At 64.2% G+C, this 22090-nt stretch carries 18 protein-coding genes; 13 read left to right on the top strand and 5 right to left on the bottom strand.

The features are described 5' to 3' along the window. Positions 1-336: 336 nt before the first annotated feature. Genes AB7535_RS15785 through AB7535_RS15760 form a run of 6 tightly spaced genes read left to right on the top strand, consistent with a single transcriptional unit; the run spans position 337 to position 6582 of the window. A complete protein-coding gene (locus tag AB7535_RS15785; protein WP_063983251.1) occupies positions 337-1152 on the top strand; it encodes a sugar phosphate isomerase/epimerase family protein in 816 nt (271 codons plus the stop codon). A gap of 30 nt (positions 1153-1182) precedes the next feature. Beyond that, positions 1183-2820 carry an ABC transporter substrate-binding protein gene (locus tag AB7535_RS15780; RefSeq protein ID WP_208071326.1) on the top strand — a complete coding sequence of 546 codons (1638 nt, stop codon included), beginning with the start codon at positions 1183-1185 and terminating at the stop codon, positions 2818-2820. 3 nt (positions 2821-2823) lie between these two features. After that, a complete protein-coding gene (locus tag AB7535_RS15775; RefSeq protein WP_166105807.1) occupies positions 2824-3807 on the top strand; it encodes an ABC transporter ATP-binding protein in 984 nt (327 codons plus the stop codon). Beyond that, a complete protein-coding gene (locus AB7535_RS15770; RefSeq protein WP_208071328.1) occupies positions 3804-4796 on the top strand; it encodes an ABC transporter ATP-binding protein in 993 nt (330 codons plus the stop codon). The genes AB7535_RS15775 and AB7535_RS15770 overlap by 4 nt, the downstream gene beginning before the upstream one ends. Continuing rightward, on the top strand, positions 4796-5725 hold the full coding sequence (locus AB7535_RS15765; RefSeq protein ID WP_439036660.1) for an ABC transporter permease: 930 nt from the start codon (positions 4796-4798) through the stop codon (positions 5723-5725). The genes AB7535_RS15770 and AB7535_RS15765 overlap by 1 nt, the downstream gene beginning before the upstream one ends. After that, a complete protein-coding gene (locus AB7535_RS15760) occupies positions 5722-6582 on the top strand; it encodes an ABC transporter permease (RefSeq protein WP_439036659.1) in 861 nt (286 codons plus the stop codon). Before AB7535_RS15765 ends, AB7535_RS15760 begins: the two co-directional genes overlap by 4 nt. 33 nt (positions 6583-6615) lie before the next feature. On the opposite strand, the gene AB7535_RS15755 is transcribed toward AB7535_RS15760, so the two are convergent. Continuing rightward, complete coding sequence (locus AB7535_RS15755; RefSeq protein WP_283018873.1) at positions 6616-7992, bottom strand: SagB/ThcOx family dehydrogenase; 1377 nt, start codon at positions 7990-7992, stop codon at positions 6616-6618. 95 nt (positions 7993-8087) lie between these two features. After that, a complete protein-coding gene (locus AB7535_RS15750; RefSeq protein ID WP_439036658.1) occupies positions 8088-10334 on the bottom strand; it encodes a TOMM precursor leader peptide-binding protein in 2247 nt (748 codons plus the stop codon). Between the two features lie 917 nt (positions 10335-11251). Here AB7535_RS15750 and AB7535_RS15745 point away from each other — a divergent pair. From AB7535_RS15745 to AB7535_RS15735, 3 genes are all read left to right on the top strand, one after another. Continuing rightward, positions 11252-12121, top strand: a complete 870-nt coding sequence (locus AB7535_RS15745; protein WP_225048845.1) for a VOC family protein — start codon at positions 11252-11254, stop codon at positions 12119-12121. Between the two features lie 201 nt (positions 12122-12322). After that, entirely contained in the window at positions 12323-14173 is a 1851-nt protein-coding gene (gene ilvD / locus AB7535_RS15740) for a dihydroxy-acid dehydratase (RefSeq protein WP_439036657.1), read from the top strand. Between the two features lie 222 nt (positions 14174-14395). Beyond that, a complete protein-coding gene (locus tag AB7535_RS15735) occupies positions 14396-14719 on the top strand; it encodes a hypothetical protein (protein ID WP_071913852.1) in 324 nt (107 codons plus the stop codon). A gap of 349 nt (positions 14720-15068) precedes the next feature. Here the strand turns inward: AB7535_RS15735 and AB7535_RS15730 are convergent, their stop codons facing one another. Next, positions 15069-15590 carry a GNAT family N-acetyltransferase gene (locus AB7535_RS15730; RefSeq protein ID WP_439036656.1) on the bottom strand — a complete coding sequence of 174 codons (522 nt, stop codon included), beginning with the start codon at positions 15588-15590 and terminating at the stop codon, positions 15069-15071. Between the two features lie 151 nt (positions 15591-15741). Between AB7535_RS15730 and AB7535_RS15725 the strand changes: the two genes are divergently transcribed. The 4 genes from AB7535_RS15725 to fabI are packed head-to-tail and all read left to right on the top strand — an operon-like array spanning position 15742 to position 20961. Further along, positions 15742-17964: a DUF3141 domain-containing protein gene (locus AB7535_RS15725; RefSeq protein WP_439036655.1), complete on the top strand. Its 2223-nt coding sequence runs from the start codon at positions 15742-15744 to the stop codon at positions 17962-17964. A 29-nt stretch (positions 17965-17993) separates the two neighbouring features. Next, a complete protein-coding gene (locus AB7535_RS15720) occupies positions 17994-18956 on the top strand; it encodes a phosphate acetyltransferase (protein WP_439036654.1) in 963 nt (320 codons plus the stop codon). 5 nt (positions 18957-18961) lie between these two features. Beyond that, positions 18962-20176: an acetate/propionate family kinase gene (locus tag AB7535_RS15715; RefSeq protein WP_439036653.1), complete on the top strand. Its 1215-nt coding sequence runs from the start codon at positions 18962-18964 to the stop codon at positions 20174-20176. Next, positions 20173-20961 (top strand): enoyl-ACP reductase FabI, encoded by a 789-nt coding sequence (gene fabI / locus AB7535_RS15710; protein WP_028147828.1) that lies wholly within the window; start codon positions 20173-20175, stop codon positions 20959-20961. The genes AB7535_RS15715 and fabI overlap by 4 nt, the downstream gene beginning before the upstream one ends. Before the next feature lie 6 nt (positions 20962-20967). Here the strand turns inward: fabI and AB7535_RS15705 are convergent, their stop codons facing one another. Next, the gene (locus AB7535_RS15705; protein WP_354175517.1) at positions 20968-21426 is read right to left on the bottom strand and encodes a MaoC family dehydratase; all 459 of its coding nucleotides are present in this window, start codon (positions 21424-21426) and stop codon (positions 20968-20970) included. A gap of 13 nt (positions 21427-21439) precedes the next feature. After that, the gene (locus AB7535_RS15700) at positions 21440-22090 is read right to left on the bottom strand and encodes a 3-oxoacid CoA-transferase subunit B (RefSeq protein ID WP_166096587.1); all 651 of its coding nucleotides are present in this window, start codon (positions 22088-22090) and stop codon (positions 21440-21442) included.

The following is a 22090-nucleotide window of genomic DNA, read 5'->3' as shown; positions in this document are numbered from 1 at the left end:
TGCCCCAGCCTTTGATCCCCCCGCCCCATGCGGTCCCCCAACCCCATGTAGCGCGATCAGAAGGTGATGCCCCTGGAAGGCCGCCGATCGATGCGCGCGATGTACGCGAAGTATGGTTAGGATTCCATTCCGGATCACTACGGACACGAACGCGCTTGATGCTGCACGCTGGTGCATTCGTCCGCATCTGCTGCGATCACTGCTGCCTGAATTCGATGCAGGCGATCGGCGGGGATGTCCACATCAGCGCATCGCCCCGGCACCTGCATTTCACGGGCCTGTCACTTAACTGGTCTAGCGCTGCTCCCGTCATCGCTGACGGTCAAGGAGCAAGCCATGTCGAAGCCGGTGCTGGGCGCAGCATTGTCCATCAAATCGATCCCTGCTCACCGAGATTGGCTTCTGGAACGGCAGCGCGATCTCGAAATCCAGGATTTTTTCCGCGCGGATTTGCTCGACGGCGATTGGCGGAGTGCGGCCAGCGAGATCAAGCAGATGCTCTCGGGCCATACCGGCCGGCTCGGCATTCACGGCCCGTTCTGGGGCTTCAAGATCGACAGCCATGATCCCTTGATCCGCAAGGCGGTGACGAAGCGCCTGCTCCAGGGCCTCGATGCCGCGGAATTCCTCGGTGCGACGCAGATGGTGATCCATTCACCGTTCACGACCTGGGACCACAACAATCTCGACCTCTATCCCGATAACCGCGGCAATCTCGTCGAACGCGTCAAGACGACGCTTGCCGAGGTGATCGCGCGCGCCGAGACGATCGGCTGCGAGGTCGTCATCGAGAACATCGAGGACAAGGATCCGCGCGACCGCGTGCGCCTCGCTAAGGCGCTCGAAAGCAACAAGGTCCGCGTCTCCCTCGATACCGGCCACGCCAACTACGCCCACATCTCCACCGGCGCACCGCCGGTCGATTACTACGTCGAGACCGCCGGCGACATGCTGACGCATGTGCACCTCCAGGACACCGACGGCTTTGCCGACCGGCACTGGGCGCCGGGCGAAGGCAACATCCCGTGGGTGGCCGTGTTCCGCGCTCTGGGCCGGCTGACCTCCAACCCGCGGCTGATCCTCGAACTCCGCAATCACGACGACGTTCGCGCCGGCGCAGCCCATCTGGCCGCGCTCGGTCTCGCTGAATAACCGGCATCACAAAGGTCAGGGCTTATCGTCATGAGCAAACTCACCCGTCGCACCATCCTGAAGTCCGGCGGCGCTGCCGCGGGCACGCTTCTCCTGCCGCGCTTCGCGATCGGGCAGGCGGACAACCGTCCGTCGGTGACGATCGCCGTGCAGAAGGTGACGAATTCGAACGTGCTCGACGTGCTGCGCGAGCAATCGAACGTCGGCGAGCGCGTGTTCTTCTCCTCGATCTGGGAGGGCCTGATCTCCAAGAACTGGCGTGGCAGCCTGGAGGCCGTGCCGGGCCTCGCCACCGAGTGGCGTCGCATCGACGACCAGACCGTCGAGGTGAAGCTGCGCCAGGGCGTGAAGTTCCACAATAGCGACGAGCTGACGGCCGAAGACGTCGTCTTCACCTTCAGCCGCGAGCGCATGTTCGGCGAGACCGAGGCCAAGAGCCGTTCCACCATCCAGGCCTTCGAGAAGATCCCGACGCCGCGCCCGGGCAAGGAACTGCCGCCTGATGTGCCGGCGGTTGCCCGCCGCATCTGGCCGGACCTCGTGCGCGTCGATGCCGTCGACAAGTACACGGTGCGCTTCTACAACGCGACGCCCGACGTCACGATCGAGGGCCGGCTGTCGCGCTACGGCTCCGACATCATGAACCGCCGCGCCTGGGAGCAGTCCGCGAGCTATCTCGACTGGGCGCGCAAGCCGATCACGACGGGCCCGTACAAGGTCGTCGAACTCAAGCCCGACGTGTCGCTGACCCTCGAGGCGCATGACGAATATTGGGGTGGCCGGCCGCCGCTCAAGCGCATCCGTTTCCTCGAAGTGCCCGAGGTCGCGAGCCGCATCAACGGCCTGCTGTCGGGCGAATACCAGTTCGCCTGCGACATCCCGCCGGACCAGATTGCCGGAATCGAGAAGAACGCAGCGTTCGAAGTGCAGGGCGGCACCATCCTCAATCACCGCCTGACCGTATTCGACAAGAACCACGCCGTGCTCGCCAATCCCCTGGTGCGGCGCGCCTTCACCCACGCGATCGACCGCCAGGCGATCGTCGACAGCCTGTGGGCGGGCCGGACCCGCGTGCCGAAGGGCCTGCAGTGGGAATTCTACGGTGACATGTTCAACGCCGACTGGAGCGTGCCGGCCTACGATCCGAAGCTCGCGCAGGATCTGTTGAAGCAGGCCAACTACAAGGGCGATCCGATTCCCTATCGCCTGCTCAACAACTACTACACCAACCAGGTTGCGACCGCCCAGGTGCTGGTCGAGATGTGGAAGTCGGTCGGCCTCAACGTCCAGATCGAGACCAAGGAGAACTGGTCGCAGATCATGGAACGCGCGCCGACCCGCGCGGTACGCGACTGGTCGAACTCGGCTGCCTTCAACGATCCCGTCTCGTCGCTGGTCGCCCAGCACGGCCCGAACGGCCAGCAGCAGCAGATCGGCGAGTGGACCAACGCCGAACTGAACAAGCTTTCGGAGTTCCTGGAGACCTCGACCGACCGGGCCGCCCGCAAGAAGGCGTTCCGCCGCATGCTGGAGATCGCCGAGCGCGAGGATCCCGCCTATACGGTGCTGCACCAGAACGCGACCTTCACCGCGAAGCCGAAGTCGATCAAGTGGAAGGCGTCGCCGGCATTCGCGATGGATTTCCGCGCCGGCAATTTCGAGGCGTAAGTGGTGACGCCGCTGGTCAGCATCCAGGGCCTCAGCGTCGCCTTCAACGGCGTCCCGGTCCTGCGCGGCGTCGATCTCACCTTGCAGAAGGGCGAGGCTCTCGGCCTCGTCGGCGAGTCCGGCTCCGGCAAGTCAGTGACGTGGCTTGCTGCGCTCGGCCTCTTGCCGCGGCATGCAAAAGTCTCGGGCTCCGTGCGGCTCGACGGACGCGAAATCCTCGGCGCACCCACGGGTGAGCTTGACCGGGTGCGGGGCGGGCGGGTCGCCATGATTTTTCAGGACCCCGCAAGCGCACTCAATCCGGTGCTCACCATTCGCAAGCAGCTCTGCGAGGCTTTGGCGCTGCATCGCGCTCTCTCGGGCGAGGCGGTGAGAGCCGAAGCGCGGCGGCTGCTCGATCTCGTCGGCATTCCCGATGCGGCGCGGCGGCTCGAAGCCTATCCGCACGAATTCTCGGGCGGCCAGGTCCAGCGCATCATGATCGCGATGGCGCTGGCCGGAAATCCCGATCTCCTCGTCGCGGACGAGCCGACCACGGCGCTCGACGCCACCATCCAGGCGCAGATTTTGGAGCTGCTCTCGACCATCCGCCGCGAGATGAGCATGGCGATGGTGCTGATCAGCCATGATCTCGGCGTCGTCGCGGAAAACTGCGACCGCGTCGCCGTGATGTATGCCGGCCGCATCGTCGAGCAGGCGCCCGCCAATCAGCTCTTTGCCGATCCGGTGCATCCCTACGCGCAGGGCCTGATCGGCGCACTGCCGCCGCTCGACGGACCGCGTCGACGTCTCACGGCCATTCCGGGGACCGTTCCCGATCCCGCGCACATGCCAAGCGGCTGCGCCTTCGCGCCGCGCTGCGCGCTGGCGGCCGAGCCGTGCGGACTTGCCGTGCCGAGCCTGGCGCCGATCGCGAATGATCGCGTGGTCGCCTGCATCCGGGCTGAAGCTTCGCGCCGTGCGCTGCTCGGGATCGCCGCCGAATGAGCGGGCCGCTCGTCGAGATGTCCTCGATCTCGCGCAGCTACGCGATGCGCTCCGGGATGTTCGGCCGCAGCACAGCGGTTCACGCGGTCGACGGCTTGTCACTTGCGATCCGCAAGGGCGAAACACTGGGCCTCGTCGGCGAGTCCGGCTCGGGCAAATCGACCACGGGTCGTATCGTGCTTGGCCTCGAGCCGCCCGATCGCGGCGAGGTGCGGTTCGACGGCAAGATGATGGCCGCGCCAGGCACGAAGGCGTGGCGCGCGCAGCGGGCGCGCATGCAAATGATCTTCCAGGATCCGCTGGGGGCGCTGGACCGGCGGTTGCCGGTCGCAGCCCAGATCCGCGAACCCCTGGACATTCACGGTCTCGGCACGCCGGCCGAACGCGAGGAGCGTGTCCGCGAATTGCTGCGCGCCGTCGAGCTGACGCCGGCGCATGGCGCGCGCTATCCGGGCGCGCTCTCCGGCGGCCAGCGTCAGCGTATTGTGCTGGCGCGGGCACTGGCGACAAAGCCCGATTTCCTCGTCTGCGACGAGCCGGTCAGTGCGCTCGACGTCTCGATCCAGGCGCAGGTGGTGAACCTGCTTTGCGATCTCCAGGCGCAGCTCGGGTTGACGTTGCTGTTCATCAGCCACGATCTACGCGTTGTCAGGCAGATCAGCAATGTCGTCGCCGTGATGTATCTCGGCCGCATCGTCGAGATCGGCAGCGCCGATGATCTCTTCGCGCGTCCCGAACACCCCTATACGCAGGCGCTGGTCTCGGCGTCACCCGCGCCCGGCCGCCGCAGCGCGGGCCGCATCGTGCTGGCAGGCGATCCGCCGAACCCGGCGGCGCGGCCCCAAGGCTGTGCCTTCCATCCGCGCTGCCCGCGCGCTATCGCGCGCTGCGCGAGCGAGGTCCCGGCGCTGTCGGCCGTCAGCGGTGACAGGCAAGTCGCCTGCCATCTCGTGACGGGGCCGCAGGCCGAGACGCGGGACGCGGCCTGATGGGACGCTACCTTGCCATTCGGATTGGACGCGCGGCGCTGACGATCGTGCTCGTCGTCACCTTCGCCTTCGTTGTGCTGCGCCTCTCCGGCGATCCCGCGCTGATGGTCCTGGGACCTGAGGCGCCGCCGGAAGTGCTCGCTGCTTTCCGTAAGGCCTGGGGGCTCGATGATCCCATCTGGTTCCAGTACCTCGACTACTTCGGCGCCATCGCCAAGGGCGAGCTCGGCCGCTCCATGCGCGACGGGCGACCGGCGATCGAGCTCGTGCTGGAGCGGATTCCGGCAACGCTGGCGCTGACGCTGCCGGCCTTCTTCTTCAAGGTCGCCCTCGGCATTCCCGCCGGCATCTACGCGGCGCTGCACCGCGGCTCGGGAATCGATCGCGCCGTGATGATGACGGCGGTCGCCGGCTTCACCGTGCCGAGTTTCGTCCTTGCGCTGCTGCTCGTGCTCGTCTTCGCCGTTCAGCTCGGCTGGTTGCCGTCGGGCGGGCAGGACAGCTGGCGTCACGCCATCCTGCCAATCGTGACACTCAGCCTCGGCGGCGCCGCGGTGCTGGCGCGCTTCACCCGCAGCGCCATGCTGGAGGTGCTGGGCCAGCCCTATATCCGCACCGCCTCGGCCAAGGGCGTGCCGTGGCGCAAGGTGGTGACGTCGCATGCGCTGCCGAACGCGGCGATCCCGACCGTCACCATTCTCGGTTTCATGGTGGGCACGCTGATCGCCGGTGCGGTCGTGGTCGAGAGCGTGTTTGCCTGGCCGGGAGTAGGGCGCCTGCTGGTCGTCGCCGTCGCCAACCGCGACCTCGCCGTCGTGCAGTGCATCCTGTTGCTGGTCGCGATGACCATGGTCACGTCCAATCTGATCGTCGATTTCCTCTACGGCTTCCTCGATCCGCGCCTCCGCGCCAAGGGAGCGCACGCATGACCGATGCGACGCTGAACTATACGGCTGTCCGCCGCCGCATCAGCCTGCCGGCCATTCCAGTCTCGGTCGGGCTAGCGATCTCCTGGATCGTGGCGATGCTAGTGATCGCGGCGTTCGCCGAGAAAATCGCGCCTTACAGCTTCACCCAGCTCGACCTGCGCAACCGGCTGGCTGCTCCCGGCAATGTCGCGCACTGGCTCGGCACCGACGAGCTTGGCCGCGACGTGCTGTCGCGGCTCCTCGTCTCGATCCGCATCTCGCTGTTGATCGCCTTCGGCGCGACCGCGATCTCGGCGATCGTCGGCACCACGCTCGGCTTCCTTGCCGCGCATTTCCGCGGGGCCGTCGAGCAGTTCGTGCTGATGCTGACCGACTTCCAGGCCAGCATGCCGTTCCTGATCATGGCGCTCGCGGTGCTCGCCTTCTTCGGCAATTCGCTGCCGCTGCTGATCGGCCTGATGGGGCTGTTCGGCTGGGAGCGCTATGCCCGCATCGCCCGCGGCCTCGCCATCTCCGCCAATGCGCAAGGCTATGCCGCGGCCGTCCGCCAGCTCGGTGCGACGCCGTCGCGGATTTACTTGCGCCACATCCTGCCCAACATCGCCTCGACCCTGATCGTTTCGACCACGCTGGTTTTCCCCGAGGTGATCCTGATGGAATCCGGCCTGTCCTTCCTCGGCCTCGGCGTGCAGCCGCCGATGACCAGCCTCGGCAACATGGTCGGCTATGGCCGGGAGTACCTGACCCGGGCGCCCTGGATCATGCTGGCGCCGGCGACCACCATCGTGATCACCACGCTGGCCGTCTCCGTGATCGGCGACTGGCTGCGCGACCGGCTCGATCCGACCTTGCAATAGGGCGACTGGCCTGACGCCGTCGGACACCCGCTTCTAGCCTTGGACCTCCGGCGTCCTGCCGCGCCCGAGCGCGAATTGACCGACCGGGCCCTCGATATGGAATTCCAACTCCGTCATTTTCGCGAACAGATCGATGTTGGTGCTGCCAATGGCGCAGCCGCCGAGGCCCATATCGGTTGCCGTCAGGTAGAGCGTCTGAATCAGGCTGCCGACATCCTTTAGGATCAGCGAATATGCGATTGAGCTGTATTTCCAGGAGATCCGCCCAAAACGCGCCGCGATCGTGATGAGGATTTGTGGCTGACCCGGCGCGTCCATGGCGAACTGGGCAGCCGCCAAATGCGCCTGGAGTTGTTGGGGGGAGGCGCTGATCGCGACTAGCGCGTGGCTCCCTGCATCGTAGTGGTAGAGCCCGCGCGCAAGCCCGTCGCAGTTCGCGACGGTAAGGTACAATTCCAGCTCGTACGCGCTGCCCGCCGACGGATAAGGCCTTGTGCTGTAGGTGACGTCGGAACCGCCTTCGAAATACGGCTCGCTCTTCCACTCGGACAAGACGCGCGCGCTGGTGTCGAGAAACTGCGCGAGTTCGCCGAGCGTGACCGGATTCTTGTCGTCGAAATCCCGCGTTGAATGGCGTTCGCGCAACAGCTTCGGGAAGCGGGAGTTCGGCTCCGGGGAGGAGAATTTGCGCAGGTCAATCTTGCTGCCGGCCCAGGGCGGACGCACCGCTGGCGACGGCGGAACGATGCCGGCATAGGTGAAGGCGGCGCCGACCGGATTGGCTTGCCGACCCTCCGTGCTCCGCGTGTGAAACACCAGATCGTGGAAATCCCAGAGTACGAGGTTGCCGTCGCCTTCGTTCACCCGCAGGCCTTGTCCGTCTTTCGCATCGAGCTTGAGCAGGATCTGGCTGTCCAGCAACAGTTCGAGCAGATGGAGGGTGGAGGAAGCCACCTTCTGGTTGAGCTTGCCGATCTTCCGGGGCTGCGACAGCGCCGCAAGGGTGGCGGCGATGGCGGGATCGCCAATCCGGAACAACGCGCCGGCGCATGGCGATTCCAGCACCAGCTCGTTGCCGCGCCGACGGAGAAAGGCAAAGCGCGATAGCACAATGGTGTCACGACTGCCCAGCTTCGCGCGCCGCGGCCAGTATTCGGGGACTTGGGGCTCGATGACCACGAAGTCCTGCGTGTTACGCGACGAGGAGAGGCGGTATTCCAGAAGCCCCTGCCGGGCCAGGCGACGTACCAGGGCGTCGACGTCTCTCGCGAGGGCGCTCTTGCCCGCAAAGGACGCGAGCGGAAGGCCGGTGCTCAGATGTCGCGCGCAGTCCATCGCGGCCGCGCTGAATTGTCCGAGGTTGACGGAATAGTCGCCCAGAATGGCGGTGATGTTTCCGTCCGGCTGCATCTGGAGGGAGAAATGATGGCTCAACCGGGCGGCAATGTCTGGCGCGATCTTCCTGGTCGGCTTTTTCCGGGGAGCGCGCACGAAAGAGCAACCCTTCAGGTGTGTGGAAGGAATGAAGTCAGATCGCTTTCCGGTCGCGGCCGGTCCAACAATCCGAGCTTCACCGGCACATCGTAAAGGCGACCCGGTGCGAAACGGCGATAGAAATGACGCAGGCCGGGAACGAGGACTCTGACGACCGGAACCTCGACGTCGGGACGTGTCTGGTCGAGGACGAGGAAATCGTAGCCTGCACGGGCGGCGATCTCGACGCAGGCGACGACCTGGTCACGCGTATTGTCGTGAAGCTTGAGGCTCGGCGCTGGGAGGACGATCGGGTGGTCGCTCGGTGTCAGGAACGGGTAGTCTTCCAGGCGCAGCGGCGTGACACCGTCGAGGGTCGGCTTCTCGCCGCTTGCGCCGCCCATCATGCCGACGGACATAAATTGGGTCAGTTCGGTGAGGGATCGCAGCAGCGCTATATGGCGGTCGAAATGCGCGCCGGAACCGAACTCGATATTCTCGTGTCCATTCTGCATCCAGTGCATGATCGCCACGTAAGTCGGAATGCCGAGGTCCGTGGTGATGTCGAGCACCCACAGCTTGCGCCCGGCTTCCGCAAATTGAGCCTGGAGATCCCGAACATAGAAATCGTCGAATTGCCCGAGATCGACCTCGGCGCGTTGCACCCGGTTGTACCACCAGATCGCGTAGGCATCGCGCTCGATCAGTTCGAGGAAGCCCTGAACGATGGCTTCGTCGCGGGTGTTGCCGGCCGCGCAGCCGTTGGAATCCGTATGAAAGCCGCCATAGAAGAAGTACAGGAGGCCGGTCGGCAGATATTTGAAGCGTTTGTCGCGCAACGACGAGACCGGCGACCACTCGGTCCTCGTCGAGGGATCGAACGGCTCGGGCACCGGATGGGGATCGTCCGGCTGCTGCAGAAACCTGGTCTTGAACTGCGTTTCGCTGAAGAGCTGGACGTCGTTGGGAAGAAGCGCGTCGCCAGGCGCGAAATCGACGAAGCGGCGCGTCGTCCTGATCTCATCGCCCTGGAAAATACCAGAATAGCGTTCGATCGATTCCATCAGCGCGCTTGCCTCACCCTGTTCAGCCGTCGAGCCCTTGCCAAAACTGCCGCCACTCAATCCGGACCTGAGCTGGTCGATGCTGTGGGCCGGCGCGGAGAAATTGTGCTGGGCGAAGTAGTTGGTGTTCATCGGCAGGTCGACGTCGATCCGCTCGAGCCGGGTCACGACCCCTGTCAGTGGGCTCACATGCTTGCGGAAGCGCGACACCGTCGACCGCGACGTCACGGTGCGATATCCACCGCTGGTCATGACGAGCCTCTTGCCCTCGGCAATCTCGACCAGGGCCGGAGATCGGCGCGGGTTGTTCAGCTTCCTGCTGCCGCAGGTCGGACATTGTGGACGTCGCGTCACGTAGTGCTTGGCGATGGCGGCGCCGGTCAGGTCGAAGCTTGCGATGTGATCGCACAAATCGGTGCGAAAATCCGAGGCAATTGCCTTGGCGATCTCGACCGCCGCAAAATGGATTCCAGTCTTGCCGACGCTTTCTCTGACGAGAGGCGACATGGCAACCGCACGCGCCGGTCCCCGGTCAAGAAACCCCTTGATCTCCCGGTTGCGGATCATGCGATCGAACAGGCAGGTCCAGCAGGCGCTCTCGCCCGGTTTGAACATGGGCCCGACCAGCGGAAACGCGCCGGACGGCTGTACCAGCAGCCATGGCGTTTTGCCCGCTACGCGTTCGTGGTTCAATTCGGCGAGCCGCCGGTCGAGATAATCGTTCACCAGCGTGATCGTGAGCTTCGGCGAGCGCTTGGCGATTTGAACACCGAGCTTGCTCAACGCCGCGGTCAGCTCCTTGGCGCCTTTGACGTCAATCGACTCGACCTGCACGGGGCAATTGCGAAGATTTTGTTCCGCGATCTCCAGGGGCATGCCGAGGCTTGCCAGGAAACCGCCGACGGCGTCGTCGAACGCTTTCGGGGTCCGCGCAACGACATATCGGCGATCGAGCAGCCGCTTGATTGCTTCCTCGATCTTGTCGGCCGGGAAGCGCTTCGAAAGCTGGCGAATGATCTCCGACCCGGCCTTGCCGTGTTGCCCGATCGCAGTGGCGAGGGCGCAGTAGAGCTCGCCGTGCAGGAAGAATTTGCGGTTCTCGGAATAGAGACAAACCGCATCGGGAGGCAGTACGTAAGCGGTGAAGTTCGGTGCAAATCGGAGAATGTCTTTGCGGGTCTGCCGCGCAACGCGGGTCTTGCGAGTTGCAGTCATTGAGTCAGCACGCTGATCCTGTTGCCGTCATGCTAGATCCCCGGCGCAAGATGGAACGTCGCGACCGCGCGCCGGCATTTTCCCAGAGAATTGAAACGAATTCAGCTGTCACCCGCAAGCCGCCGATGCAGGCGTCGTAGCGAAATCAAGCAATTGGCCGGACCCTTTCTTGAGGCCGGCCAATGACCTATCAACCCGTGAATTTGACATTCGGAACGTGCCGGGGTCTAGCACACGCGGCAGCGGCCCCATGATGCGCAGCAACCCGCGCATGATACGGCACATCCCACCACACCAACGCCACAGCCGACAGCACAGCCAACTGCACAACCCGCACATCGGCAACCGACGCCACATCGGCAACCACGGCAAGCCCGACAGCCTCCGCAGCCGCGGCAACCGCCGCATCCGCGCCATGCCAGCTGCACGCGGCTACCGGCGTTTTCCTTGTCGAAGAGATGGAAGGTGGCCAGGCTGACGTCAGCCATTTCCTCTTCATCGAGCGCGATTGCCTGGCCCGTTCCAAGGTGCGGCAATTGTTGTACGTCGGGTGTCGGTACGGCGGACGCCGATGCGCCTCCCGCCAGCGAGAACGTCAACCCTGCGGCTCCGAACGCCGGCACGGCGACTTTGCTTACTCGCTTCTTCCCTTTAGAAGTCTTCTTCGCCTGCCGCATGGTCGAACCTCCGAGCATTGCAAGAAGTATCCCAGCCGCGGTAAGTCTACGCCCAGGAAATAACGCGGGCAACAATTACGCGCACAAAAGCGCGGGGCTGCACGTTCGGGATGTATTCATCTTCATGAACGGCAACCGGCACGGCCGGTTGACACAACGCGTCAACGATCCACGCTCTCGCTACGCGTGCAGCTTGGTGCAGTGCCGCAAGCGCATCCAGGTTTGAACGGAGAGATCGGCGTGGCGGATCAACTCGGACGTTTCGCTTGGTACGAACTGCTGACCACGGACGTCGCGGCGGCGGGCGCATTCTATCGCAAGGTCGTCGGCTGGGGCGTGAAGGATGAATCGACTCCGGAACTGCCTTACACGGTGCTTCGTAGCGGCGACATCCCGCTGGGCGGCCTTATGGATATCCCGGAAGAGGGGCGGAGATCAGGGGCAACGCCGAGATGGATGGGTTACGTCGCTGTCGACGACCTGGACCGGGCTGCCGCGCAGATCAGGCGTCTCGAAGGCACGATCTTTGTGCCGCCGACCGACACCAATATTGGTCGAATAGCAGTCGCTGCCGATCCGCAGAAAGCGACGTTCGGGCTGATCGAGAAACCGACATATGGCCGATGGAAACCGGGCCGGCTGGACGAGCCCGGGCGCGTAGGCTGGCATGAGCTATTGGCCGCCGACCGGACAGTGATCTTCGATTTCTACAGAGAACTATTTGGTTGGCAGAAAGCCGACGCTCAAACCGATCCAGCGGACTGGTATCAATTGTTTTCGGCCGGGGGGCAAACGGTCGGCGGCATGCTGACGAAACTTTCGAGCGTAGCGCAGCCATGTTGGCTGCATTACTTCAATGTCGACGACATCGGCGCTGCGACGAAGCATGTGAATGCTGGTGGAGGCCGGATCCTCCAGGGTCCGATCGAATTGCCTGATGGCTGCTGGATCGCACGATGTGTGGATCCCCAGGGCGCCCTGTTTGCACTGCAGGGTGCCGGGGGTCATGCAGGCATCGAGCCATTCTCGGCCTCGGAAGTCGGGTGGTCCGCCAAGTGGGGCGGCATTGCCTCCCAGGGGAGAATTGTGCTGCCAAAGCCGAAGCGCTAGCTGCTGCAGCGTCCGTCCGGCGCTGGCGCGACCCTGCAATAACCCGCGCCGGGAGCAGGGGAGGCCTGCGCGGGGCCGATCCGGGCCGTTTCGGGGCAAGTTCCCGTTGCGCGCGCCCAGCCCGTGCGCTATCCGGCCGGAAAGGCCTGAGGCGGCTTCCATTTTTCCGCCCGGCTGACCCAACCGAGGACGGAAACCGCCATGCCAGCCTATCGCTCCCGCACCACCACCCACGGCCGCAACATGGCGGGCGCCCGCGGCCTCTGGCGCGCGACGGGCATGAAGGATGCCGATTTCGGCAAGCCGATCATCGCGGTCGTCAACTCCTTCACCCAGTTCGTGCCCGGCCACGTCCACCTCAAGGACCTCGGCCAGCTCGTCGCCCGCGAGATCGAGCAGGCCGGCGGCGTCGCCAAGGAATTCAACACCATCGCGGTCGATGACGGCATCGCCATGGGCCATGATGGCATGCTCTACAGCCTGCCGTCGCGCGAGCTGATCGCCGACAGCGTCGAATACATGGCCAACGCGCATTGCGCCGACGGCCTCGTCTGCATCTCCAACTGCGACAAGATCACGCCCGGCATGCTGATGGCCGCGCTGCGGCTCAACATCCCCGCCGTGTTCGTCTCGGGCGGCCCGATGGAGGCCGGCAAGGTCACGTTGCAGGGCAAGACCAAGGCCGTCGACCTCATCGACGCCATGGTGGCGGCCGCCGACTCCAAGGTCAGCGACGAGGACGTCAAGGTGATCGAGCGCTCTGCGTGTCCGACCTGCGGCTCCTGCTCGGGCATGTTCACGGCCAATTCGATGAATTGCCTGACCGAAGCGCTTGGCCTCGCATTGCCCGGCAACGGCACGGTGGTGGCGACCCATGCAGACCGCAAGCGCCTGTTCGTCGAGGCCGGCCACACCATCGTCGATATCGTGCGCCGCTATTACGAGCAGGACGATGCCTCCGTGCTGCCGCGCAACGTCGCCAACTTCAAGGCGTTCGAGAACGCGATGACGCTGGACATCGCGATGGGCGGCTCGACCAACACCGTGCTGCATCTGCTGGCGGCGGCCCATGAAGGGCAGGTGGAATTCACCATGCAGGACATCGACCGGCTGTCGCGCCGCGTGCCCGTGCTCTGCAAGGTCGCGCCGTCGGTCGCCGACGTCCATGTCGAGGACGTGCATCGCGCCGGCGGCATCATGGGCATTCTGGGCGAGCTCGATCGCGCCGGCCTAATCGACACCTCGGTCTCGACCGTGCACGCGCCGACCATGAACGACGCGCTGGAGCGCTGGGACATCAAGCGCTCCAAGAGCGAGTCGGTCCGTACCTTCTTCCGCGCTTCGCCCGGCGGCATCCCGACGCAGGTCGCCTTCAGCCAGGAGCGCCGTTACGACGAGCTCGATAGCGATCGCGAGAAGGGTGTGGTCCGCAACCTCGAGCATGCCTTCAGCAAGGATGGCGGTCTCGCCGTGCTCTACGGCAACCTCGCGCAGGACGGCTGCATCGTGAAGACCGCGGGCGTGGACGCCTCGATCCTGAAGTTCTCCGGCCCGGCACGCGTGTTCGAAAGCCAGGACGCCGCTGTGGAAGGCATTCTGGGCGGCAAGGTCGTTGCCGGCGAGATCGTGGTCATCATCTACGAAGGCCCGCGCGGCGGCCCCGGCATGCAGGAGATGCTGTATCCGACGAGCTATCTGAAATCGATGGGCCTCGGCAAAGCCTGCGCGCTCGTCACCGACGGACGCTTCTCCGGCGGCTCGTCCGGCCTGTCGATCGGCCATCTGTCGCCGGAAGCGGCGGAAGGCGGCAACATCGGTCTGGTGCGCACCGGCGACCGCATCGCCATCGACATCCCGAAGCGCAGTATCACGCTGGAAGTCTCCGACGAGGAGCTCGCCAAGCGCCGCGCGGCGGAAGAGGCCAAGGGCGATGCCGCCTGGCAGGCTGTGGGCCGCAAGCGCAACGTCTCGACCGCGCTGCAGGCTTACGCTGCGCTCACCACCAGCGCTGCGCGCGGTGCCGTGCGCGAGGTGAAGCGGCGCACGAAGTAAGCGCTGCACCGTCCGCGCCTCGCGCGCATAGTCAACAAGTTCTGAACGGCCGGCGAAAGCCGGCCGTTCGCATTAAGGATGCCTCGACGAAGTTCGGCAACTCGGGATGTTGCAGCGTATACTGCTCGCGACCTTCGCAAATCCATTTTGGGCAACTGGGGCACCACCACAATGTCTCGTACTCTCGCTATCGCTTTCTCAACAGTCGTCGCCGCGATTTCCATGACGAGCGCGGCCTCTGCCGGCTGCTACAATTGCTACGCGCCGCCGCCGTGCCAGACCTGCTACCAGCAGCAATACGTGCAGCCGCAATACCGCACCGTCGACGAGACCGTGATGGTTTCTCCCGGCGCTACCGTCGCGCACCGCACGCCGGCGCAGTACCGCACCGTGATGGTGCCGCAGACAGTGATGGTGGCACCGCCGAGCGTCCAGTACGAACGCGTCCCGCCGCAATACGCCACGCGCCAGCGCGTCGAGATGGTTTCGCCGGGGTATTCCTATTACGCGCCGGTGCAGATGGGCTGCGCGTCCTGCGGCTACTGAGCCGACGCAGCGACGAAGAGTTTCGGGCGGCGCTCCTTTGGGGGCGCCGTTTTCTTTTGAGGCAGCAAACGAGGCCCGGAAATGGACGCGAATCCAACCGGGCCTCGCAACCGGCGACGCCCTGGGCGGTGTCGCCAGTGTCCGGGATTGCTGAGGGGCGGCGTGTGTCGGCGGCCGACATGTTGCGAAGCTAGACGAACAGGCTGACGCTCGCCTGACAGATCGCGCGCGGCGGAAAATTCAGGCCTGGGGTGAGGGCGCGCGCTTGGAGGTGCTGGTACCAACGGACGGTGGCGCGACGCGCCGCCGCCATTTCTCTCGATGCTGGAGCTCTCGTGCCGGCCGCGTATTAGGACAGCTTCAATGCCATGTGAATTACACCGGGTTCGCGGATCGTTGCGGGCTTGAAGCCAAACTTGTCGAAGACGCGGCGCATGGCTGCGTTCTCCGGTAGCACTTCCGCGGTCAACTCCGTCAAACCGGCCTCGCGGGCGATAGCGATCAGATGGTGCGTCAGCAGCCCGCCAACGCCGCGTCCCTGCCAGGCATCGATCACGACGAAAGCTGCTTCGGCCCGTCCAGGCTCGAATATGACATAGCGACCACCGCCGATGATCATGCTGCGGCTCGCCTCTTCCGTGCACGCAACCAGCGCCACGTGGTTTCTGAAATCGGGTTCCATGAAGAAAGCGCGTTCCCGTTCGGAAAAATGACGCTTCGTCACAAAGAAGCGGCGTTGGAGCGATTGAGCGCTGGTCTCCTCGAGCGCGGCAAGCATGTCGGGCTCATCCTCGGGACGAAGCGCCCGGATATCGACCAATCGTCCGTCGCGTAGTCTCTCCTGGCGGCTGTAATTGGCTGCATCCGGCACTTAAGCTCTCCCGCGGCCCGATTGCGGCGTGCCCCCGCGGGGCGGTTGGTCGATCCCGATTGACGCGAACGCCGTCACCAACCGTTGACCTAAATCAACGTCAGCGACCGCCGAGCTTTTTGAATGACCTCGCGCGACGACGAGGTCGAACATGGCGATCAAAGACTTAAAGCTGCCTGATGGCCCGATGTCGGGGCTAGTCGCCTCGGCCGTGGAATACATGGTTGATGCGGGACAGCGCAGCGTCCTGTTCCTGGACATCATGCGCCAGCGCGGCGACCAGTACCGCGATCACGTCGCCCAGACCGCACCGCATGTGCTGCAATATGCTGCTGAATTGATCACGGACGGCCGGAAGCTGGACGAACCGGTCAACTACGCGCTGGTGCGCATCATTCCGCCGAAGGATGTTGAGATCGACATGAGCCGGCGTCCGTTCGTCGTGGTCGATCCGCGCGCCGGCCATGGACCCGGCATCGGCGGCTTCAAGGCCGATAGCGAGATCGGCGTCGCCATGAAGGCGGGGCATCCCTGCTACTTCATCGGCTTCCTTCCGGAGCCTATGCCCGGGCAAACCATCGAACGCATTGCGCGCGCGGAAGCCATCTTCATCGAGACCGTCATTAGCCGCCATCCGGACGCCGACGGAAAGCCCTGCGTGATCGGCAATTGTCAGGCCGGCTGGGCCGTCATGATCCTGGCATCACTGCGGCCGGAATTATTCGGGCCGCTGATCATCGCCGGTGCGCCGCTGGCTTACTGGGCAGGCGTGCATGGCAAATACCCCATGCGCTATTCCGGCGGCCTGCTGGGCGGAAGCTGGCTCACGGCGCTCACGAGCGATCTCGGCGCCGGCAAGTTCGACGGTGCCTGGCTGGTACAGAATTTCGAGAACCAGAACCCGTCGAATACGCTCTGGGCCAAGCAGTACAACGTCTACTCCAAGGTCGATACCGAGGCGGAACGCTATCTCGATTTCGAGCGCTGGTGGGGCGGACACGTCAATCTCAATGCCGAGGAAATCCAGTTCATCGTCGACGAGCTCTTCATCGGCAACAATCTCGCAGCCGGCAAGATCGATATGTCCGATGGCCAGAAGGTCGATCTGCGCAACATTCGCTCGCCGATCGTGGTGTTCTGCTCCAAGGGCGACAATGTCACCCCGCCGCAGCAGGCGTTGGACTGGATCCTGGACTGCTACGCCGACGTCGACGAGATCAGAGCTTATGGCCAGACCATCGTCTATACCGTTCACGAGAGCATCGGCCATCTCGGCATCTTCGTATCCGGCGGTGTGGCGAAGAAGGAGCACGCTGAGTTCTCCAGCAACATCGACCTGATCGACGTGCTGCCGCCAGGACTCTACGAGGCCACGTTCGAGGCCCGTGGCAACGAGACGCTCAATGCGGATCTTGCGACAGGCCAGTGGGTGATGCGCTGCGAGGCCCGCACGCTGGATGATATCCGCGCGATGGGCGGAAATTCGCCCGAGGACGAGCGGCGCTTCGCTGCGGCCAAGCGTGTCTCGGAGCTCAATCTCGCGGCCTATCAAAAATTCTTGCGGCCGTGGGTGAAGGGCATGGTGACGCCCCAACTCGCGGAATGGGCCCGCAACATGCATCCGCTGCGGCTGCAATACGAGGCGTTCAGCAGCCAGAACCCCTGGATGTCCACGGTCAAATCGGCTGCAGATCGTGTCGAGACAGACCGCAAGCCGGCTTCAAAGGACAATCCATTCCTGGCATTCCAGGAACAAATGTCGAAGCAGATCGTGCACACGCTGGATAGCTGGCGCGATGCGCAGGAGGCGCTGAGCGAGGCCGTCTTCCTCAACCTCTACGGCTCGCCGCTGCTCCAGGCCGCGGTCGGCGTCGACCCTAATTCCGTGCCCTCGCGCCACCGGGAGATGTCGCCGGAGCATCGCGCCATGCTCGCGGCACGGATCGCCGAGCTGAAATCGCACATCGCTGAGGGCGGGCTCCGCGAAGCGGCGCTCCGCGCGCTGCTTTATGTTGGCTCCGCACGCGGCATGGTGGATGAGCGGAGCATCGAGGCGTTGCGGCATGTTCGGCGTGACCATGCCGGCGCCCGCATGACGCTGTCGGAATTCAAGAAGCTGGTGCGTGAGCAGTTCTTCATGCTGCTTCTCGATCGCGAAGGTGCTCTCGCTGCGATCCCGAAATTGTTGCCCGACGACACCAACCAGCGGCGTGCGGCCTTCGTGGCGATGCGCGAGGTGCTGTCCGCGAGTGAGGACATCACCGGCGAGCGGGCCAATCGCCTGAAGCGCGTCGCCGCGCTCTTCGGTCTGGACGGAGAGGCGGAGTTGACATCGAACGTCGCCCCTTTCGATCCCAAGGCACGGGCGTCGTAACGCGGATTGGCAGGATCGGGAGTGACATCATGTCGGCCGACACGACGCAAATCCAGCCCGGTAGCAAGTACGATCGCTTAATTGCGGCGGCGAAGGGTGCGCCACCAACGCCGACCATCGTGGTGCATCCTTGCGACGAGACCTCGCTGCGCGGCGCCATCGATAGCGCAAGCGCCGGAATTATCCGGCCTGTGCTCGTCGGGCCCGAGCGGAAGATCAAGGATACTGCCGCCCGGTGCGATCTCGATGTGTCCGGTTTCGAGATCGTTGATGCCGCGCACAGCGACGAATCCGCGACCAAGGGCGTCGAGCTCATCCATGCCGCCAAAGGCGAGCTGTTGATGAAGGGCAGCCTGCACACCGACGAATTGATGCGCGCCGTCACGGCCAAGACCGGTGGCTTGCGCACCAACCGGCGTATCAGCCATGTCTTCGTGATGGATGTGCCTGCCTATGCAGAGACCATCTTCGTGACGGATGCGGCGATCAACATTTTCCCCGATCTCGACGCCAAACGCGACATCATTCAGAACGCGATCGACCTCTACAACCAGGCAGGGTTCGGCAAGACGCCGCGGGTGGCGATTCTGTCTGCTGTCGAAACCGTGACCTCGAAAATCCCCTCGACCATCGAAGCCGCTGCCCTATGCAAGATGGCCGATCGCGGCCAGATCACCGGCGGCATCCTCGACGGCCCGCTGGCTTTCGACAATGCCATCGATCTGGAAGCGGCGCGGATCAAGGGCATCACATCCGAGGTCGCCGGCCGCGCCCAGATCCTGATGGTTCCGGACCTCGAGTCCGGCAACATGCTCGCCAAGAATCTCGCCTATTTCGCCAAGGCCGATGGCGCCGGCATCGTGCTCGGTGCGCGCGTGCCCGTCGTGCTGACCTCGCGCGCGGATTCGCCACGTGCGCGGATGGCGTCTTGTGCCGTCGCCGCGCTCTATGCTCATGCCCGGCGCCGGAAGGCGCCGACGGTTGCCGCGTGATCGCCATGGATACGATCCTCGTCGTCAATGCCGGCTCGTCCAGTGTGAAGTTTCAGGTCTATGCGATCGAAGGCGACGGTGCGCTTCGTCGTCAGATCAAGGGACAGATTGACGGTATCGGCAGCCGACCGCGTCTGCGGGCAAGTGGCCCGAGCGGCGATCCGATGGCCGATCGGGCCTATCCGATCGAGGCCGTGCCTGATGTTCCGGCGGCGATGGCCGTTGCCGGCGACTGGCTGCGGGACGAACTTCGCGTCACGCCGATGGCGGTCGGTCACCGGGTCGTGCATGGTGGGCCGGACTATTCGCGGCCGGTACTGATCGACCACGGCGTCGTGTCCCGTCTCGAACGATTTGTGACCCTGGCGCCGCTGCACCAGCCCCACAATCTGGCGCCGATCCGTTCGCTGCTGGCGAATTTCCCGACGCTGCCACAGGTTGCCTGCTTCGACACCGCATTTCACCGCACGCATGATGCCGTCGCCGACCATTATGCTATTCCGCATCAACTTCATGCCGAGGGTGTCAGGCGCTATGGCTTTCATGGGCTGTCCTACGAATATATCGCCCGGACGCTGCCGGGCGTGGCGCCCGATATCGCGAAGCGGCGCGTGATCGTTGCCCATCTCGGCAGCGGCGCGTCGATGTGCGCGCTCAAGGACGGGCGTAGCGTCGAGAGCACCATGGGTTTCACGGCGCTCGATGGCCTCCCGATGGGAACGCGTCCAGGCCAGATTGATCCCGGGGTGGTGATCTACCTCATCTCCGAGAAAGGGATGTCTGCCTCAAACGTGCAGAACTTCCTTTATCGCGACTGCGGATTGAAGGGGCTCTCCGGTGTCAGCAATGACATGCGCGAGCTGGAGGCGAGCGCCGACCCCAAGGCGAAGCTCGCGGTCGACTATTTCGTCTATCGGATCGGTCTCAGTGCCGGCATGCTCGCGGCCGCCTTGCAGGGCCTCGACGCCTTCGTCTTCACGGCCGGGATCGGCGAGAATTCGGCGAACATTCGCGCGCGCGTGGTCGAGCAGCTCGGATGGCTCGGCGGCACGCTCGATCCCGTCGAGAACTCCCGCAATTCCAGATTGATCTCGCGTTCCGACAGCCGCATCCCCGTCTACGTCGTGCCGACCGACGAAGAGCTGATGATCGCACAGCATACGCTGTCGCTGTTGATGAACGGACAATCGACCAATCCAAGGCAAGAGAGGGTGTCATGATCCCCGTGTTCCCGGATACAAAGGTTGCCCTGAAGGGCAAGAAGGGCCTCGTCGTCGGCATCGCGAACGACCAGTCCATTGCCTGGGGGTGCGCGAGGGCATTTCGTGCGCTTGGGGCCGATCTGGCCGTCACTTACCTCAACGATCGCGCCAAGAAGCACGTCGAACCGCTGGCGCAGGCGCTGGAAGCGCCGATCTTCATGCCGCTGGACGTGATGACGGAGGGGCAGACCGAGGCGGTGTTCGAGCGGATTACGAAGGAATGGGGACAGCTCGATTTCCTGCTGCATTCAATCGCCTTCTCGCCGAAGGAAGCACTCCATGGCCGCGTGGTGGACGTCGGCCGCGATGGCTTCCTTAAGACGATGGACGTCTCTTGCTGGTCATTCCTGCGCATGGCGCATCTCGCCGAGCCGCTGATGAAGAACGGCGGCACGATGTTCACCATGACCTATTACGGCAGCCAGATGGTGGTGGAGAACTACAACATCATGGGCGTGGCGAAAGCGGCGCTTGAAGCGGCCGTCCGCTACGCGGCCGCCGAACTTGGCCCAAAGGGGATCCGCGTACACGCGATCTCACCCGGCCCGCTCGCCACGCGTGCAGCGTCAGGTATCCCGGAGTTCGACGAGCTTATGGACAAGGCGCAGTCCAAAGCGCCGGCGCGCAGCCTGGTCAGCATCGACGACGTCGGCAATGCCACCGCGTTCCTGGCGCTTGACGGCGCCAAGCTGATCACCGGGGGCGTTCTCTATATCGATGGCGGGTATCACATCATCGACTGAGCGCCCTCAGCGATAGTGCAGGGCGATCAGCTCGGCGACACAAGCGGGCTTCTTGCCGCCCTCGATCTCGATCACGAGATGATAGTTGACGCGCAAGCCGTCCGGCGGCACGTCCTCGGTTTCAGCGACGGTGACCCGGCCGCGGAGCTTTGAGCCGGCCGGCACCGGCGCCAGATACCGGATGCGATCCGCGCCATAATTCAGCGTATTGCGCAGCCCTTTCAAGCCCATCACGGATCGAATGAACAGTGGAGCAAGCGAGAGCGACAGCAGGCCGTGAGCGATGGTGGTGCCGCCGGGCGCTTCCTTCCTGGCGCGGTCCTGGTCGACATGGATCCATTGCTGGTCACAGGTTGCTTCGGCGAATTTATTGATCCGATCCTGGGTCACTTCGATCCAGTCGCTCGCGCCGATCTCGGTGCCGACCGCGGATTTGATCTCGTTGAAGTCGCTGAATATCCGCATGGTCGTGACCTCGTCAGATCGTCATTTCAGGGATGTTGTCAGGAACGACCAATTCGGCCTCTGTCACCGCCATAACCTCGCCAACGCTGACACCTGGGGCGGTCTCGAGCAGCGTCGCCTTGCCGTCCGCAAAACCGATGACCGCCATGTCGGTCACGACCAAATGGACCGGGCGCGCCGAGGTCAGAGGCAAGTTGCATGTCTTGACAATCTTCGACTTGCCCTTCGCTGCATGTTGCATGGCGACGATGACCCGCTTGGCGCCGCTGACGAGGTCCATCGCCCCGCCCATACCCGGCACCATCTTGCCTGGGATCATCCAGTTGGCGAGAAGCCCATGCGCATCGACCTGGAGGCCGCCGAGCACGGTGACGTCGACATGGCCGCCGCGGATCAGTCCGAACGACATCGCACTGTCGAAGGTCGCCGCACCCGGGAGCGCGCTAATGGGGCGGCCGCCGGCGTCTGTCAGTGTCGGATGCGCCATGCCTTGTTCGGGAATCGGCCCGGTGCCGATCAGTCCGTTCTCCGACTGAAAGAAGACTTTCAAATCGGCCGGAACGTAGTTCGCAACCAGGGTCGGAATGCCGATGCCGAGATTGACGAGGTTTCCGCTCTTCAACTCCCTGGCGACGCGTCGGGCGATGATGATCTGCGGGTCCAT

Origin of the sequence: Bradyrhizobium sp. 956_D2_N1_4 (assembly GCF_052076025.1) — a bacterium.
Taxonomy (GTDB): domain Bacteria; phylum Pseudomonadota; class Alphaproteobacteria; order Rhizobiales; family Xanthobacteraceae; genus Bradyrhizobium; species Bradyrhizobium barranii.
Note: the sequence above shows the minus strand (reverse complement) of the source record. Positions and strands in the feature narration are given on the sequence as shown.

What these genes read in the sequence shown, in the direction of transcription:
- AB7535_RS15785 (WP_063983251.1), top strand. Translation starts at nt 337, where the DNA reads ATGTCGAAGCCGGTGCTGGGCGCAGCATTGTCCATCAAATCGATCCCT.
- AB7535_RS15780 (WP_208071326.1), top strand. Translation starts at nt 1,183, where the DNA reads ATGAGCAAACTCACCCGTCGCACCATCCTGAAGTCCGGCGGCGCTGCC.
- AB7535_RS15770 (WP_208071328.1), top strand. Translation starts at nt 3,804, where the DNA reads ATGAGCGGGCCGCTCGTCGAGATGTCCTCGATCTCGCGCAGCTACGCG.
- AB7535_RS15765 (WP_439036660.1), top strand. Translation starts at nt 4,796, where the DNA reads ATGGGACGCTACCTTGCCATTCGGATTGGACGCGCGGCGCTGACGATC.
- AB7535_RS15760 (WP_439036659.1), top strand. Translation starts at nt 5,722, where the DNA reads ATGACCGATGCGACGCTGAACTATACGGCTGTCCGCCGCCGCATCAGC.
- AB7535_RS15755 (WP_283018873.1), bottom strand. Translation starts at nt 7,992, where the DNA reads ATGCAGCCGGACGGAAACATCACCGCCATTCTGGGCGACTATTCCGTC.
- AB7535_RS15750 (WP_439036658.1), bottom strand. Translation starts at nt 10,334, where the DNA reads ATGACTGCAACTCGCAAGACCCGCGTTGCGCGGCAGACCCGCAAAGAC.
- ilvD (WP_439036657.1), top strand. Translation starts at nt 12,323, where the DNA reads ATGCCAGCCTATCGCTCCCGCACCACCACCCACGGCCGCAACATGGCG.
- AB7535_RS15735 (WP_071913852.1), top strand. Translation starts at nt 14,396, where the DNA reads ATGACGAGCGCGGCCTCTGCCGGCTGCTACAATTGCTACGCGCCGCCG.
- AB7535_RS15725 (WP_439036655.1), top strand. Translation starts at nt 15,742, where the DNA reads ATGGCGATCAAAGACTTAAAGCTGCCTGATGGCCCGATGTCGGGGCTA.
- AB7535_RS15720 (WP_439036654.1), top strand. Translation starts at nt 17,994, where the DNA reads ATGTCGGCCGACACGACGCAAATCCAGCCCGGTAGCAAGTACGATCGC.
- AB7535_RS15715 (WP_439036653.1), top strand. Translation starts at nt 18,962, where the DNA reads ATGGATACGATCCTCGTCGTCAATGCCGGCTCGTCCAGTGTGAAGTTT.
- fabI (WP_028147828.1), top strand. Translation starts at nt 20,173, where the DNA reads ATGATCCCCGTGTTCCCGGATACAAAGGTTGCCCTGAAGGGCAAGAAG.
- AB7535_RS15705 (WP_354175517.1), bottom strand. Translation starts at nt 21,426, where the DNA reads ATGCGGATATTCAGCGACTTCAACGAGATCAAATCCGCGGTCGGCACC.
- AB7535_RS15700 (WP_166096587.1), bottom strand. Translation starts at nt 22,090, where the DNA reads ATGGACCCGCAGATCATCATCGCCCGACGCGTCGCCAGGGAGTTGAAG.